This window comes from Stutzerimonas sp., from assembly GCF_982611455.1.
The window spans coordinates 14,025-27,197 of record NZ_CEXBBO010000026.1; the positions used below are offsets into that span (position 1 = coordinate 14,025).

At 57.0% G+C, this 13,173-nt stretch carries 15 protein-coding genes; all 15 read right to left on the reverse strand.

Features of this window, described 5'->3' with window-relative positions; translation table 11 throughout:
• The 15 genes from atpA to rpmH all read right to left on the reverse strand — a co-directional run bounded on the left by atpA (position 1) and on the right by rpmH (position 13,163).
• On the reverse strand, positions 1-1,545 hold the full coding sequence (gene atpA, locus AC2LD7_RS15500) for a F0F1 ATP synthase subunit alpha (protein WP_484598624.1): 1,545 nt from the start codon (positions 1,543-1,545) through the stop codon (positions 1-3).
• Positions 1,546-1,566: 21 nt separating this feature from the next.
• The gene (locus AC2LD7_RS15505) at positions 1,567-2,103 is read right to left on the reverse strand and encodes a F0F1 ATP synthase subunit delta (RefSeq protein WP_484598625.1); all 537 of its coding nucleotides are present in this window, start codon (positions 2,101-2,103) and stop codon (positions 1,567-1,569) included.
• A gap of 15 nt (positions 2,104-2,118) precedes the next feature.
• On the reverse strand, positions 2,119-2,589 hold the full coding sequence (locus AC2LD7_RS15510) for a F0F1 ATP synthase subunit B (protein ID WP_484598626.1): 471 nt from the start codon (positions 2,587-2,589) through the stop codon (positions 2,119-2,121).
• Between the two features lie 58 nt (positions 2,590-2,647).
• Positions 2,648-2,905: a F0F1 ATP synthase subunit C gene (gene atpE / locus AC2LD7_RS15515; RefSeq protein ID WP_002555987.1), complete on the reverse strand. Its 258-nt coding sequence runs from the start codon at positions 2,903-2,905 to the stop codon at positions 2,648-2,650.
• 54 nt (positions 2,906-2,959) lie between these two features.
• Positions 2,960-3,829 carry a F0F1 ATP synthase subunit A gene (gene atpB / locus AC2LD7_RS15520; protein ID WP_484598627.1) on the reverse strand — a complete coding sequence of 290 codons (870 nt, stop codon included), beginning with the start codon at positions 3,827-3,829 and terminating at the stop codon, positions 2,960-2,962.
• A gap of 15 nt (positions 3,830-3,844) precedes the next feature.
• Entirely contained in the window at positions 3,845-4,249 is a 405-nt protein-coding gene (locus AC2LD7_RS15525) for a F0F1 ATP synthase subunit I (RefSeq protein ID WP_484598628.1), read from the reverse strand.
• 152 nt (positions 4,250-4,401) lie between these two features.
• Positions 4,402-5,274: a ParB/RepB/Spo0J family partition protein gene (locus AC2LD7_RS15530; protein WP_484598629.1), complete on the reverse strand. Its 873-nt coding sequence runs from the start codon at positions 5,272-5,274 to the stop codon at positions 4,402-4,404.
• A gap of 9 nt (positions 5,275-5,283) precedes the next feature.
• Complete coding sequence (locus AC2LD7_RS15535) at positions 5,284-6,072, reverse strand: ParA family protein (protein ID WP_484598630.1); 789 nt, start codon at positions 6,070-6,072, stop codon at positions 5,284-5,286.
• Between the two features lie 19 nt (positions 6,073-6,091).
• Complete coding sequence (gene rsmG / locus AC2LD7_RS15540; RefSeq protein ID WP_484598631.1) at positions 6,092-6,739, reverse strand: 16S rRNA (guanine(527)-N(7))-methyltransferase RsmG; 648 nt, start codon at positions 6,737-6,739, stop codon at positions 6,092-6,094.
• Positions 6,739-8,631 (reverse strand): tRNA uridine-5-carboxymethylaminomethyl(34) synthesis enzyme MnmG, encoded by a 1,893-nt coding sequence (mnmG, locus tag AC2LD7_RS15545; RefSeq protein WP_484598632.1) that lies wholly within the window; start codon positions 8,629-8,631, stop codon positions 6,739-6,741. Before mnmG ends, rsmG begins: the two co-directional genes overlap by 1 nt.
• A 629-nt stretch (positions 8,632-9,260) precedes the next feature.
• The gene (gene mnmE, locus AC2LD7_RS15550) at positions 9,261-10,628 is read right to left on the reverse strand and encodes a tRNA uridine-5-carboxymethylaminomethyl(34) synthesis GTPase MnmE (RefSeq protein WP_484598633.1); all 1,368 of its coding nucleotides are present in this window, start codon (positions 10,626-10,628) and stop codon (positions 9,261-9,263) included.
• 70 nt (positions 10,629-10,698) lie between these two features.
• On the reverse strand, positions 10,699-12,375 hold the full coding sequence (gene yidC / locus AC2LD7_RS15555) for a membrane protein insertase YidC (protein ID WP_484598634.1): 1,677 nt from the start codon (positions 12,373-12,375) through the stop codon (positions 10,699-10,701).
• A 2-nt stretch (positions 12,376-12,377) separates the two neighbouring features.
• Positions 12,378-12,623 (reverse strand): membrane protein insertion efficiency factor YidD, encoded by a 246-nt coding sequence (yidD, locus tag AC2LD7_RS15560; RefSeq protein ID WP_484598635.1) that lies wholly within the window; start codon positions 12,621-12,623, stop codon positions 12,378-12,380.
• Positions 12,616-13,011: a ribonuclease P protein component gene (rnpA, locus tag AC2LD7_RS15565; protein ID WP_255982982.1), complete on the reverse strand. Its 396-nt coding sequence runs from the start codon at positions 13,009-13,011 to the stop codon at positions 12,616-12,618. Before rnpA ends, yidD begins: the two co-directional genes overlap by 8 nt.
• Positions 13,012-13,028: 17 nt before the next feature.
• Positions 13,029-13,163 carry a 50S ribosomal protein L34 gene (gene rpmH / locus AC2LD7_RS15570; RefSeq protein WP_019340723.1) on the reverse strand — a complete coding sequence of 45 codons (135 nt, stop codon included), beginning with the start codon at positions 13,161-13,163 and terminating at the stop codon, positions 13,029-13,031.
• Positions 13,164-13,173: the final 10 nt, after the last annotated feature.

Consider the following 13,173-nt stretch of genomic DNA (forward strand, 5'->3'; position numbering starts at 1 on the left):
TTACCAGGTTTGGGTGGCCTTGAACTTCTCGATGCCCGCCTTGAGAGCGCCATCGATTTCGTCGTTGAAGTCACCCTTCACGTTGATCTTTGCCATGAGCTCGGCGTGATCGCGGTTGAAGTAAGCAATCAGGGCCTGCTCGAAGCTGCCGATCTTGGCGATTTCGACGTCAGTCAAAAAACCACGCTCAGCGGCATATAGCGACAACGACATATCGGCGATCGACATAGGCGCATATTGCTTCTGCTTCATCAGTTCGGTGACGCGCTGACCATGTTCGAGCTGCTTGCGGGTAGCTTCGTCCAGGTCAGAAGCGAACTGAGCGAAGGCTGCCAATTCGCGGTACTGAGCCAGAGCGGTACGGATGCCACCAGACAGCTTCTTGATGATCTTGGTCTGCGCGGCGCCACCTACGCGTGATACCGACACACCAGCGTTCACGGCCGGGCGGATACCTGCGTTGAACATGGCCGATTCCAAGAAGATCTGACCGTCGGTGATGGAGATCACGTTGGTCGGAACAAACGCCGAAACGTCGCCAGCCTGGGTTTCGATGATCGGCAATGCCGTCAGCGAACCGGTCTTTCCAGTCACGGAACCGTTGGTGAACTTCTCGACATATTCTTCGGAAACGCGAGAAGCACGCTCCAGCAAACGGCTGTGGAGATAGAACACGTCGCCTGGGTAAGCCTCGCGTCCTGGCGGACGACGCAGCAGCAGGGAAATCTGGCGGTAAGCCACTGCCTGCTTGGACAAATCGTCATAAACGATCAAGGCGTCTTCGCCACGGTCACGGAAGTACTCGCCCATGGTGCAGCCGGCGTATGGTGCAATAAATTGCAGCGCGGCGGATTCTGAAGCGCTCGCGGCAACGATGATGGTGTTAGCCAAAGCGCCGTTTTGCTCAAGCTTGCGTACCACGTTGGCGATGGTCGATTGCTTTTGGCCAATAGCGACATAAACGCAGAAGATACCGCTATTTTTCTGGTTGATGATCGCGTCGATCGCCAGAGCCGTCTTGCCGATCTGACGGTCGCCAATGATCAGCTCGCGCTGGCCGCGGCCAACGGGAATCATGGCATCCACGGCCTTGTAACCGGTCTGAACCGGCTGGTCTACCGACTTACGCCAGATCACGCCCGGCGCGACCTTCTCGACCGCGTCGGTAGCAACGTTATTGAGCGGGCCTTTACCGTCGACCGGATTACCCAGGGCATCGACTACGCGACCAAGCAGTTCCGGACCAACCGGAACCTCGAGGATACGGCCGGTGCACTTGGCGCTCATGCCTTCGGCAAGCGTCTGGTAAGCGCCCAGAACCACGGCGCCGACAGAGTCGCGCTCCAGGTTCATAGCCATACCGTAGACGCCACCGGGGAATTCGATCATCTCGCCGTACATGACGTCGGCCAGACCATGAATCCGCACGATGCCGTCCGATACGCTGACGACAGTGCCTTCGTTACGGGCTTGGGAGGCGATATCGAGCTTTTCGATACGTCCCTTGATGATTTCACTTATTTCGGAAGGATTGAGTTGCTGCATTGCTCTGCTGCCCCTTCAAACTCAAGATTTCAATGCTTCGGCCAGTTTCGCGATCTTGCCGCGGACTGAGCCATCGATAACCAGGTCGCCGGCGCGGATCAATACGCCACCCAAAAGGGAGGCATCTTCCGCGGCATGCAGGCGCACTTCCCGGCCGAGCCGTGCACTGAGAACCTTGGCGAGTTTGTCTTGCTGTTCGTTGCTCAACGCGAAGGCACTGGTCACATCCACGTCTACCGTTTTTTCCTGTTCAGCCTTGTACAGCTCGAACAGTTCGGAGACTTCCGGCAACAACGATAAGCGGTCGTTGGCGGACAACACGTGAATGAAATTGCGTGCCTGGGCGTCGAACTTTTCACCACACACCTCGACGAAGGTGGTGGCCTTGTCGTTTCTCGTCATACGCGGGGCCTTGAGCACGTGCTGCATGGTGTCGTCTTGCGACACCGCCGCAGCCAGACCGAGCATGGCTGACCATTGGGCCAGTTGCTGATGGACCTGTGCGTACTCGAAGGCAGCCTTGGCGTAAGGTCGGGCCAGCGTGGTCAGTTCTGCCATGATCGCGCCCCTCGCTTAAATTTCGGCTGCCAGTTTGGAAACCAGCTCCGCATGCGCGTTCTGATCGATGGAAGCGCCCAGGATCTTTTCGGCGCCGCTGACAGCCAGGCTACCCAATTGGGCACGCAAAGCGTCCTTGACTCCGTTCAATTCCTGTTCGATCTCGGCCTGAGCCTGGATCTTAAGCCGCTCACCTTCGACACGGGCCTGATCGCGAGCTTCGTCGACGATCTGGTTAGCGCGCTTCTTGGCTTGCTCGATGATTTCAGCTGCCTGCGTCTTGGCTTCGCGCAGTTGCTGGCTCGCTTTATCCTGAGCCAACTCCAGATCACGAGCACCACGACTGGCAGCGTCCAGGCCGTCAGCGATCTTCCTCTGGCGTTCCCGCAGAGCTGTAATGACCGGAGGCCACACGAACTTCATGCAGAACAGCACAAAAATGAAGAACGCAACGGACTGGCCAATCAGGGTTGCATTAATGTTCACGCCAACACCTCGCTCGTTCGTTGTCCGTCAAACTCATCCACTCGAAAAATCGAATGGATCAGCCTGCCAATTGACCAACGAAGGGGTTCGCGAAAGTGAAGAACAGCGCAATACCTACACCGATCATGGTCACCGCATCGAGCAGGCCGGCGACGATGAACATTTTCACCTGCAGCATTGGCACCATCTCCGGCTGACGCGCTGCGCCTTCCAGGAATTTGCCGCCCAGCAGGCCGAAGCCGATTGCAGTACCCAGGGCACCCAGGCCGATCAGCAGAGCTACAGCGATAGCAGTCAGTCCAACTACAGTTTCCATTTTTCCTCCGACTTTATGTCGTATTGGTTAAGGGTTTAGGTAAAGCGAATCGAATCAGTGATCGTTTTCTTCATGAGCCATCGACAGATATACGATCGTGAGCATCATGAAGATGAAGGCCTGCAGCACGATGATCAGGATATGGAACACAGCCCACGCCCACTGCAGAACAATACCCAGCCCACCCAGCACCACGCCGTTAGCGAACATGATGGCAATCAGGATGAAGATCAGTTCGCCAGCATAAAGGTTGCCGAACAGACGCAGCGCCAGCGAAACAGGCTTGGCGATCAGGGTAACGAATTCAAGAAGGAAGTTGATCGGAATGAGCAGGACCTGCACGGCCATATTCTTGCTGCTGAAAGGATGCAGTGTGAGCTCACCGAGGAATCCACCCAAACCCTTGACCTTGACGCTATAAAACAGCAGCAGCGCGAACACGGAAAGTGCCAGGCCAAGCGTAGCGTTCGGATCGGTGGTCGGGACTACGCGGAAGAACAGATGTTCATTGCCGACGATGTTGGCCGCCAGCATAGGCAACCAATCTACAGGGATGAGATCCATGAAGTTCATCAAGAATACCCAGACGAAAATAGTCAGGGCCAATGGTGCAATGAGCGCGTTGCGGCCGTGGAACGTATCCTTAACGCTGCCATCAACGAATTCCACCATCATTTCGACGAAGTTTTGCGCGCCGCCTGGCTGGCCGGACGTGGCCTTTCGAGCAACAGCCCAGAACAGCAGGATAAATACCAGGCCGAGCACCACGGAAACCCCTAGGGTATCCACATGAAATGCCCAGAACCCCATTTCCTTAGCTTGCTCAGCGGAGTGGGCGAAGCCCCATTCTCCGGTTGGCAAACGGCCGTAGGTCAAGTTCGACAGGTGGTGCTGTATGTATCCCGAAGCGTTCTCTGCTGCCATGATTGCCTCAATGAATCAATTTGAAATTCTTTTCTTAATCAGCAGAGGAGCAAACCAGCCGACACCCTGAGTCAGTATGAACACACCGAACAATGAAAGTGGGTTCAGCGGTTTCACCCCTGTGAACGCCAGCGCGAATAGCACTGACGTGAAGATCAGTTTCCCTGCTTCGCCGGCGTAAAATGACCGGACGATAGCTTGAGCAGCCCGCGCGCCACTAAAGCGAAAAGCCTTATGAGCGAAATAAATATTCGGAAGCAAGGCGATCAAACCGCCAAGCAATCCAGAGTAACTCGCAACGTTACCGACCCAAAGCCACAGTACGACCGCTGAGATGAGCAATAACGACAACTGCGCCATCAGAACCGGAAAAACCGCTAACCGATGGAAGGGTAGGCGTTTTTGCTCGTAGCCGACCAATATTGTCCCTTGGCTTTCGCCGGCATGTCAGTCAATCGCCATGCCTTATGTCTTTGAAAATGCGCGCAGATTATATGTGGCGTTAGGGTCAGGTACAACCATTTGGTAGTGACTACCAGGCAGTACTACAACTCTATACGTTTGTAATTGTTTCAGCGTATGTGGGCTAACACACCCTGCAATTCATCCAGCGAGTTGTAGCGGATCACCAACTGACCTTTGCCCTTTTCGCCATGCTTGATTTGCACCGGAGAACCCAGGCGCTCAGACAGACGCTGTTCCAGACGGACAATGTCAGGATCGCTCTTCGGCTCGGCTTTGGTAGCCTCGCTGTTATTCAGCCACTGCCGTACCAGCGCCTCGGTCTGGCGGACGGTCAGCCCGCGTGCGACAACATGACGCGCACCATCGACCTGCCGCTCCGCCGGCAGTCCCAGTAGTGCTCGGGCGTGCCCCATTTCAAGATCGCCATGCGACAGAAGCGTCTTGATTTCCTCTGGCAGGGCAATCAGACGCAGCAGATTACTGATGGTGACACGCGATTTACCCACAGCATCGGCGACCTGTTGCTGCGTCAGTTGGAATTCCTGCTGCAGCCGTTGCAGGGCCACGGCTTCCTCGATTGGATTGAGATCCTCGCGCTGAATATTCTCGATCAGTGCCATGGCGATGGCAGCCTCATCGGAGACCTCGCGCACCATCGCTGGAATCTTATCCAGGCCAGCTTGCTGACTGGCACGCCAGCGGCGCTCGCCAGCAATGATTTCGTAGCGTCCCGAGCCTATCGAGCGGACGACGATCGGTTGCATTACGCCTTGGGCGCGGATCGATTGCGCCAGTTCCTCGAGAGTCGTCGGGTCGATGTCACGTCGCGGTTGATATTTGCCCCGTTGAATCAGGTCGAGGGGCAACTGTTGCAGCTCGCGTTCATCGACCTGAACGGCGTGATCCTGCAGTGCCGTTACGTTGGCGCCGCCGAGCAGGGCATCCAGTCCGCGTCCTAGGCCTCGTTTTTTGGTCGCCATGAAAATTCCTTATGCGGTTACGCTGCGGGCGGCTCGACGCTGGCGACGCGACAGTTCGCCCGCCAGTGCCAGATAGGCCAAGGCACCCTTGGATTGCTTGTCATAGACCAACACCGGCATGCCGTGGCTGGGTGCTTCGGCCAGCCGCACATTGCGTGGGATCACGGTATCGTAGAGTTTCTCGCCGAAATGCACTTTGAGCTGTTCGGTGACATCGTTGGTCAGGCTGCTGCGCGGATCGTACATAGTGCGCAACAGACCCTCGATCTTCAGCGACGGGTTCAACACCTGGGCGATGCGCTGGATCGAGTTGACCAAATCGGTCAATCCTTCGAGCGCGTAATATTCGCACTGCATCGGAATGATAACGCCATCGGCCGCGGTCAACGCGTTGATAGTCAGCATCGAAAGCGAAGGTGGGCAATCTATAAGAATGTAATCGTAATTTTCCCGTACCGGCGCGAGCGCCTCGCGCAAACGGTTTTCCTTGGCCGGTAAGTTCAACAGGGCAACTTCCGCGGCTGTCAGGTCACGGTTTGCCGGCAGCAGCTGATAGCCACCGTGTTCGGAAAACTGCATGGCATCGACCAAGCTACATTCGCCGATCAGCACGTCATAGATCGAATACTCCAGACTCAACTTATCCACGCCACTTCCGGTCGTGGCGTTGCCTTGTGGGTCGAGGTCGATGAGCAGCACGCGACGACGCGTTGCGACGAGCGAAGCGGCAAGATTGATGCAGGTGGTTGTCTTGGCGACACCGCCCTTCTGATTGGCGATGGCAAATACTTTAGCCATGGTCAGTGTCTGTCCGGAGTCATGAAGTGCGGCGCAGTATCAACAGATGGCGTTGCCCTTGGCAACCGGGAACCTTGAGCACCAGACAACGCTCCAGTTGGAAGTCATCAGGCAGAGCCTGCAGCTCATCGTCCGGCTGAATACCTTTCATGGCAAGCCAGCGAGTATCCAGAGCACCCAGATGGCGCGTCAAGTTGGCAAAATCGTCAAGCGAACTGAAGGCCCTGGAGGTTATGCCGGTATATGGCTGCTCGGGTTTGAATTGCTCGACGCGACTGTGAACAACCTCGACGTTGGCGAGCTTCAGCTCCAGCTTGACCTGGGTGAGAAAGCGGGTCTTCTTGCCGTTCGAGTCAAGCAGGGAAAAGCTCCGCTCTGGGAACAGGATGGCCAATGGTATGCCGGGCATGCCGCCGCCGCTCCCCACATCGAGCCAGCGTGCACCACCCAGATCGACATGCGGAGCGATGCTGATACTGTCGAGCAGATGACGCGAAACCATTTCAGCCGGGTCACGCACAGCGGTCAGGTTGTAGGCCTTGTTCCACTTGTTCAATAACGCGAGATAAGCCAGCAATTGCTGTTGTTGAGCGCCACTCAGGTCGATACCCAGCTCGGTCGCGCCCTGCTTGAGCTCCTCGGCATGGCTGGCCAATTCGTTGCTCATCAAGCGCTCTGCTCCAACTTCTGCCCAGCACTGCGCTTTTTCAGATGGATCATCAACAGCGACACGGCAGCAGGGGTCACGCCGGGAATTCGCGAGGCCTGGCCAAGCGTCTCGGGGCGAGCGAGGGAGAGCTTGTGCTGGATTTCCTTGGAAAGGCCGGAGATTGTCGAGTAATCCAGCGCTGCCGGCAACGCGACGTTCTCACTCGCACGAAGGCGAGCGATCTCGTCTTGCTGACGATCGATATAGCCAGCGTACTTGGTCTTGATCTCGACCTGCTCGGCGACCTGCGGATCCTCGACGCCTGCGCCGGTGAGCTGTACCAGATTGCGGTAGTCGATTTCCGGGCGGGCAAGCAGATTGAGTAGGTTGTACTCATGGGTCAGGGGCGTCCCGAAGCGTTCGGCAATGGCGTTTCCCTCGGGCGTTCCGGGACGCACCCAGGTGCTCTTAAGTCGCTGTTCCTCTTGAATGATGCGCTCGCGCTTACGCTCGAAAGCCGCCCAACGAACATCGTCCACCAGACCCAGCTCACGGCCCTTCTCGGTCAACCGTAGGTCCGCGTTGTCCTCACGCAGGATCAACCGATACTCGGCCCGCGAGGTAAACATGCGATACGGCTCCTGGGTGCCCAAGGTAATCAAATCGTCGACCAGAACGCCGAGGTAGGCCTCATCCCGGCGCGGACACCAGCTGTCGCGTCCCTGCGTGCGTAATGCGGCGTTCGTACCGGCGAGCAGCCCCTGCGCGCCCGCCTCTTCGTAGCCGGTGGTGCCATTGATCTGACCCGCAAAGAACAGCCCGGCAATGACCTTGGTTTCCAGGCTGTGCTTCAAATCACGCGGATCGAAATAGTCGTATTCGATGGCGTAGCCAGGTCGAACGATATGCGCCTGCTCCATACCGCGAATGCTCTGCACGATTTGCAGCTGGACATCGAATGGAAGCGACGTAGAAATACCGTTTGGATACAGCTCATGAGTCGTCAGGCCCTCGGGCTCGATGAATACCTGATGACTGTCTTTGTCCGCGAAACGATGGATCTTGTCCTCGATCGACGGGCAGTAACGCGGGCCTACCCCTTCGATGACCCCCGAGTACATCGGCGATCGATCAAGGTTGGCGGCGATGATCTCGTGGGTCCGAGCGTTGGTATGAGTGATCCAGCAGCTGACTTGTCTCGGATGTTGCGCACCGTAGCCAAGGAACGACATCGGCGGTATAGGCGTATCCCCAGGCTGCTCGGTCATGACTGAAAAATCGACGCTTCGCCCGTCGATACGCGGCGGTGTACCGGTCTTCAGCCGGCCGACGCGTAGCGGTAACTCACGGAGACGCTTCGCCAGGGCAATGGATGGTGGATCGCCAGCACGACCACCCGAATAATTCTGCAGCCCTATGTGGATAAGTCCGCCGAGAAAAGTACCGGTGGTGAGCACCACTGAATCAGCGAAGAAACGCAGCCCCATCTGGGTGACGACCCCTTTTACCTGATCCCCTTCAACGATCAGATCGTCCGCCGCTTGTTGAAATATCCACAGATTCGCCTGATTTTCCAAAGTTTCGCGAATTGCTGCTTTGTACAGAACACGGTCTGCCTGGGCTCGAGTAGCGCGAACCGCGGGGCCCTTGCGGCTGTTGAGCACGCGAAACTGGATGCCGCTCTGATCGGTCGCAGTAGCCATGGCGCCGCCGAGGGCATCGATTTCCTTGACCAAATGGCTCTTGCCTATGCCACCGATGGCCGGGTTGCAGCTCATCTGCCCAAGCGTCTCGATGTTATGCGTAAGCAGCAATGTCTTCACGCCGATTCGGGCAGCAGCCAGTGCAGCCTCGGTGCCAGCATGACCTCCGCCGATAACGATGACGTCAAAACGAGAAGGAAAATCCACCACGCACCTCGTGCCTGTTCCGATGAGTTCTGGGGAAACGCGTAAGTATAGGTGCTCCCAGCGTCTGAAAGAAGGCTTTTGCACAAAAAATGATCAGTTGTCTGCAGGCAATTGGAGCGCGTTTAAATAGATAAAAAGAAAAGAATTATTTAAAGCTTATTTTTATGTTTATAAATAGGGCAAAGATTTCTGTGGATAGAACTCTGTAAAGCACTGTTTACAAGGTTTAGGGCCTAGTCGAAAGCTGTGTTGATCCTGGGCTCTGACGGTGCGATACCCGTTCAAAACCTGTGTATAAAGAAGCTACTTATTCACAGGTGGGTTTCATCCGCTTTTTATGAGCAGGTTATAGACCGATCTTGGGCTCGGTTTTCCACAGGGTTCCCGCACGGCTTATTTTTACTTCCAGACGTGGATCGGAAAGGCAACGTGCGGCAGGGTCCACCCGTGTAGCGAGTAGACAATGGACAGCGGCCACCGCGGCTTGTGTTGACCGCGCCGCTTAGAGGAGTAGGCACCATAAGATAGCGGGCTTTAAACCCGCTATCAGGCGCAGCTTGATGATTGATGATTGGCGATGGCACAGATGTGCCGCTTTGGTTGGACGCTGACGCCAGGTAAGGCCGACGTTATTTACCGATGCAAAAGCTGGAAAAGATACGCCCGAGTAGATCATCGGAGCTGAATGCGCCGGTGATTTCTCCGAGAGCGTGCTGGGCTTGCCTCAGGTCTTCGGCAAGAAGCTCGCCCGCACCTGCCAGGGTGAGTTGCGTATGGCCATGATCGAGATGCTCTGCAGCCTGTCGCAGGGCATCCAGATGCCTGCGACGTGCGCTAAAGCCGCTTTCCGCTGTCTGGTCGTAACCCATGCAGGTTTTCAGATGCTCGCGAAGCTGCTCCAGACCGTCGCCTGATAGGGCTGAGAGACTCAACGTGGCGTGGCCGTCAAGATCGACCGAAAGGGTCGCGCCTTCGCCAGTGAGATCGGCCTTGTTGCGGATCAAGGTCGTTCTGGTGGGATCCGGTTTAGCGACAAGGAAATTGGGCCAGCCGGGCTCGTCGGAGTCGGATGATGGCGCGCTGGCGTCCACCACCAGCAATATCCGATCGGCATCCTCGATAGCCTTGATGGCGCGCTCAACGCCTATTCGCTCAACTCGATCGTCAGTGTCGCGAAGGCCAGCGGTATCGATGATATGCAACGGCATGCCATCGATATGAATGTGTTCGCGTAGCACGTCGCGCGTGGTACCGGCGATATCGGTAACTATTGCCGCTTCGCGGCCCGCCAGTGCATTTAGCAGACTGGACTTGCCGGCATTGGGCCGACCGGCGATTACTACGTTCATTCCTTCGCGAAGCAAAGCTCCTTGGCCAGCTTCATAAATCACTGTGGATAACTCTTCCCTGACCGCCTGCAACAGTGCCAGCACACGGCCGTCGGCGAGAAAGTCGATTTCCTCCTCGGGAAAGTCGATCGCAGCCTCGACATAGATTCGCAGCTGGATCAGTTTTTCGGTGAGCTGGTGCACCCGGCGCGAGAACTCGCCCTGCAGGGATCGTACGGCGTTGCGGGCGGCCTGAGCGGAACTAGCCTCGATCAGGTCGGCGATCGCCTCAGCCTGGGCCAGATCCAATTTGTCGTTGAGAAATGCCCGCTCGCTGAACTCACCCGGCCGAGCAAGCCGCGCGCCCAGCTCTACGCAGCGACGAAGCAGCATATCCATGACGACCGGTCCGCCGTGGCCTTGCAGTTCCAGCACGTCTTCACCAGTAAAAGAGTGTGGACCGGGGAAGAACAGCAACAACCCTTCGTCGATGACCTCACCGTCGTCGGCGTGGAACGGCCCGAAGTGCGCATGACGGACGGCGGGTTCCCGGCCGCTAAGGGTAATGGCCATTGCTTTCGCTCGCGGCCCGGACACACGCACGACGCCAATGCCGCCTCTTCCCGGAGCAGTGGCGACGGCAGCGATGGTTTCGCGATCTGGACTCATGCGTGTCTCCCAGGCAGGTCGAAAAATGCAAAACGCCCCAATCAAGGGGCGTTGTGTTCACATCGAAAGATCAGGTGGCGGCAGCAGTCTGCCTTTCGATCTTTCGGGTAATGTACCACTGCTGCGCAATTGACAAGCAGTTGTTGACTACCCAGTACAGCACCAGGCCGGCAGGGAACCAGAGGAAGAAGAAGGTAAAGATGATTGGCAGCAATTTCATCACCTTGGCCTGCATCGGGTCTGGTGGTGTCGGATTCAGCTGCTGTTGAATGAACATGGTCAGACCCATGATGATCGGAAGGATGAAGAACGGATCCTTGATCGAAAGGTCGGTGATCCAGAACATCCACGGCGCCTGACGCATCTCAACGCTTTCCAACAGCACCCAGTAGAGCGCGAGGAAGACCGGCATCTGTACGAGGATCGGCAGACAGCCGCCCAGCGGATTGATCTTCTCCTTCTTGTACAGCTCCATCATCGCCTGGGACATTTTCTGGCGGTCATCGCCAAATTGCTCCTTCAGCGCCTGCATTTTCGGCGATACGGCACGCATGCGGGCCATAGATTTATAACTGGCAGCCGACAGCGGGAAGAATGCAAGTTTGATGACCACCGTCAGCGTTATGATCGACCAGCCCCAGTTACCCAGCAGTGCGTGGATGTTCTGCAGAAGCCAGAAGATCGGCTGCGCGATGAACCAGAGAATGCCGTAATCAACGGTCAGACGCAGACCGGGGGAAAGTTCTTCCAGCTGATCCTGGCTCTTGGGGCCGGCATAAAGTGTCGCAGCTGCTTCACCCTGGCTTCCGGGAGCGACCGAGATCGCAGGGCCGGTGAAGCCGATGATGTAGTTGCCCTGGCTGTCCTTGCGGGTCTGTACCTGATTGGTCTGGTCGGCAGACGGAATCCACGCGGTCACGAAATAATGCTGCAACCAGGCGATCCAACCACCCTCTACGGTCCTCTTCAGGCTCTTGTCGTCCATGTCACCCATGGACACCTTCGTGTAAGGCTCATCCTGGGTCCAGAGTGCAGCGCCCAGATAGGTCGCCGTTCCGGTCGCCGTGCTAGAAGATGGATCACCGCTGTTGTCACGCTTCAGTTGACCGAACATATGGCCGGTCCAGGGCTCGCCGCTCTGGTTGTCGATCAGATAACGTACGCCTAGATCGTAATCGCCACGGTCGAAGGTAAAACGCTTGGTGTAGTTGATACCGTCTTCGCTGTATTTCAGATCGACCACCAACTGGTCCTGACCTTCAGTCAGCTGGTACTGCCGTTGCTCACTGCTGTAAAGCGGACGCCCACTGGCCTTGTCCGGACCGTCACCGATCAAGCCGCTCTGAGCCTCATAGGTTCGCTCGCCACTGCGCTCGAAAAGCTGGAAAGGAACGTCCGGGCGATCCTGGCGACGCGGAAACTGTGGCAGGCGCAGATCGACGATATCGCCACCGCGTGGATCGATCGCCACGTCCAGAACGTCGGTGCGTACGCGGATCAGCTGCGAGCTGGTCTGGGTTTCGGGGAGCGCACTGGCTTGCTGTTCGCCGCCGACGACAGGTATATCCGCCTGCGCACTTTCGGTGCTGGTGGCAGGTACTGGCGTATCGGGAAGCTGAGCCGAAGTTTGTTCCTGGCGTGTCTCGGTAGGCATGGTGGCCTGGCCGTAATCCTGGTTCCACTGAAGAACCATCAGGTAGGCAACGACTGCCAATGCGACAAGCAGGATCGAGCGTTTGATATCCATGGTTACTCGGTCATCGAAGATGAATTGGAGGTGTTGTTGGAAGGCACGGGATCATAGCCGCCCGGATTCCATGGATGGCAACGGCCGAGTCTGCATAGACTCAGCCAGCCACCGCGCAGCAGGCCGTGGGTTTCAATGGCCTCTTGTGCGTAGCAGGAGCAACTTGGGTAGAAACGACAGTGGCTGGCCATCATGGGACTGATGGCGTACCGGTAGATCCGGATCGGGATCAGGGCCAGTTCACGCATGGGCGGATGTGCCCTGTTCAAGATTGCTGACCGCTTGAGAAGGGGTGCGAGACAACCGCCTCCAGAGCTTGGCGAATTGCCGCGCCAGTTCGGGATTATCCAGATCAGCCAATCCCTTGCGCGCGATAACCACGATGTCCCACCCCGTCAGTTCTGTCTGGTGGAGACGAAAGGTTTCACGCAGTTGCCGCTTGATGCGGTTGCGCTCCACCGAGAGCTTGACGCTCTTCTTGCCGATCACCAGCCCGATACGGGGGTGTGGCAGTTCATTTTCGCGCACCAAGAGCAGGACATTCCTGCCAGGTAACTTGCCGGAAGGGGAGTCGAAGACTGCTTTGAACTGGCGCGGGGTCAGCAGTCGCTTTTCCCGACCGAAGTCTCGACTCACTACCTGTTCCGACGTGTTCAGACTGCCAGGCGCTTACGACCCTTGGCGCGACGACGCGACAGGACGGCACGGCCGTTCTTGGTGGCCATACGAGCACGGAAACCGTGGGTGCGAGCGCGCTTGAGAGTGCTGGGTTGGAAAGTGCGTTTCATGATGCTTTAC

Excerpts from the sequence above, each read along its gene's own strand:
- yidC (WP_484598634.1), bottom strand. The coding sequence starts at position 12,375 with ATGGATATCAAACGCTCGATCCTGCTTGTCGCATTGGCAGTCGTTGCC.
- AC2LD7_RS15505 (WP_484598625.1), bottom strand. The coding sequence starts at position 2,103 with ATGGCAGAACTGACCACGCTGGCCCGACCTTACGCCAAGGCTGCCTTC.
- atpA (WP_484598624.1), bottom strand. The coding sequence starts at position 1,545 with ATGCAGCAACTCAATCCTTCCGAAATAAGTGAAATCATCAAGGGACGT.
- rpmH (WP_019340723.1), bottom strand. The coding sequence starts at position 13,163 with ATGAAACGCACTTTCCAACCCAGCACTCTCAAGCGCGCTCGCACCCAC.
- AC2LD7_RS15535 (WP_484598630.1), bottom strand. The coding sequence starts at position 6,072 with ATGGCTAAAGTATTTGCCATCGCCAATCAGAAGGGCGGTGTCGCCAAG.
- rsmG (WP_484598631.1), bottom strand. The coding sequence starts at position 6,739 with ATGAGCAACGAATTGGCCAGCCATGCCGAGGAGCTCAAGCAGGGCGCG.
- atpE (WP_002555987.1), bottom strand. The coding sequence starts at position 2,905 with ATGGAAACTGTAGTTGGACTGACTGCTATCGCTGTAGCTCTGCTGATC.
- atpB (WP_484598627.1), bottom strand. The coding sequence starts at position 3,829 with ATGGCAGCAGAGAACGCTTCGGGATACATACAGCACCACCTGTCGAAC.
- mnmE (WP_484598633.1), bottom strand. The coding sequence starts at position 10,628 with ATGAGTCCAGATCGCGAAACCATCGCTGCCGTCGCCACTGCTCCGGGA.
- AC2LD7_RS15530 (WP_484598629.1), bottom strand. The coding sequence starts at position 5,274 with ATGGCGACCAAAAAACGAGGCCTAGGACGCGGACTGGATGCCCTGCTC.
- yidD (WP_484598635.1), bottom strand. The coding sequence starts at position 12,623 with ATGCGTGAACTGGCCCTGATCCCGATCCGGATCTACCGGTACGCCATC.